Origin of the sequence: Cohnella caldifontis (genome assembly GCF_029360585.1) — a bacterium.
Classification (GTDB): Bacteria; Bacillota; Bacilli; order Paenibacillales; family Paenibacillaceae; genus Cohnella; species Cohnella caldifontis.
The window spans coordinates 1-1,721 of record NZ_JAQZSJ010000045.1 but is presented as its reverse complement, the minus strand read 5'-3'; the positions used below and the strand labels follow the sequence as shown (position 1 = coordinate 1,721).

2 protein-coding genes are annotated in these 1,721 nt (G+C 41.8%); both read left to right on the top strand.

What is annotated here, in order from left to right:
* The first annotated feature begins 66 nt into the window (after positions 1-66).
* Positions 67-750 (top strand): transposase, encoded by a 684-nt coding sequence (locus PTZ19_RS25240; RefSeq protein ID WP_276358470.1) that lies wholly within the window; start codon positions 67-69, stop codon positions 748-750.
* Positions 744-1,640 carry an IS3 family transposase gene (locus PTZ19_RS25235; protein WP_339329362.1) on the top strand — a complete coding sequence of 299 codons (897 nt, stop codon included), beginning with the start codon at positions 744-746 and terminating at the stop codon, positions 1,638-1,640. The genes PTZ19_RS25240 and PTZ19_RS25235 overlap by 7 nt, the downstream gene beginning before the upstream one ends.
* The last annotated feature ends 81 nt before the right edge of the window (positions 1,641-1,721 follow it).

Here is a 1,721-nt window from a genome sequence, read left to right as displayed (position 1 = left end):
TGATATGCTCCCCTTGCAGTAGACAGTTGAAATAATGAAACTGTCACTGCAAGGAGGAGCATTTTTATGTCCCATAAAGCAAAAGTATCTGGTTCAGAAAAGATTGCAGCTATTGAAAAGTATATTCGAGGAGAAGATTCGCTTAAGCACCTAGCAGCTCTTCTTGATGTACATCCTTCATCCGTGAAGCAATGGCTACAGATCTACCAGTCGTTAGGTCCAGACGGATTGCTACAATCCTCTCAGAATACTCCTTACTCCGCAGAATTAAAGAGAATAACCGTTGAAGATTATTTAGCTGGCGGCGGATCTCACATGGATATATGTAGAAAGTACGGCATTAAATCAACTTATCAATTACGTGATTGGATCGTGAAGTATAATGGTCATGAAATGTTGAAAACTTCCGGAACCGGAGGATCACCAATCATGACTCAAGGACGAGCAACTACTTACAGTGAACGAATTGAAATCGTCAAATTCTGCATTGAACATAAAAACAACTATGCTCTGACAGCGGAGAAATTTCAGGTATCCTACCAGCAGGTTTATTCCTGGACAAATAAATACCTAAAGTCTGGTGTGGAAGCACTTCAGGACAGGCGTGGGAAAAGGAAAACGGAAGATGCAATGTCCGAGGTAGAGAAACTGAGGGCACAGAATGCACTGCTTCAGGCCCAGAACAGAAGACAGCAGATGGAGATTGACTTTCTAAAAAAGCTGGACGAGATCGAAAGGGGACGATTCTAAGCCAAGTTCGATATGAAGCTACGTATCTTGCCATAAGCGATCTACACGAAATGGAACCATATCCCATCAGTCAACTCTGTGATCTTGCTGGAGTCCAACGTTCTTCGTATTACAAATGGCTAAACCGGAAAGAAAGCGATAATGAGATATTCAACAAAGCATTGCTTCCCTTGATTAGGGATGCCTACGAAGAAAAAGGCGGAATTCTCGGATATCGCCAGATGACAATCAAGCTAAACCGAGAACACCAATTGAATGTCAATCATAAACGAATATACAGACTCATGGACATCCTACATCTAAAATCGGTATGTCGTAGGAAGCGGAAAAATTACGTCCATTCTACGCCTGAAATTACAGCGGAAAATGTCCTGAATAGAGATTTTAACTCCACTGAGTTCGGTACCAAATGGCTTACTGATGTGACTGAGATGAAGTATGGCATTCAGAGCAAGGCTTATCTTAGTGCGATCCTCGACTTGGCTGATAAAAGTATCGTATCTTTTGTGGTCGGACATTCCAACAACAATGAACTTGTATTTCGAACTTTTGATATCGCCCACAAGTCTTATCCTGACGCCTCACCCCTCTTTCATAGTGACCGTGGATTCCAATATACAAGCAAACAGTTCAGGAAGAAGCTAGATGATGCTGGAATGACGCAAAGTATGTCTAGGGTATCCAGGTGCATAGACAATGGTCCGATGGAGTCATTCTGGGGAATGATGAAATCTGAAATGTACTACCTTAACAAATTCGATTCATACGAAGATCTGGAAGCAGCAATTAAAGAATACATCGATTACTACAACAATGGCCGATACCAAAAGAGGCTTAACAGAATGACACCACTGGAATACAGACGTTACCTTTTAGGTTCGGCAGCATAGAAAATGGCACCAACCATAAGGAAACGGTCAGTGCCATAGCTTTTTGTTTTTTATACTGTCTACTTGACAGGGGTCAGTTCA

Coding starts and splice junctions, on each gene's coding strand:
- PTZ19_RS25240 (WP_276358470.1), top strand. CDS start 67: ATGTCCCATAAAGCAAAAGTATCTGGTTCAGAAAAGATTGCAGCTATT.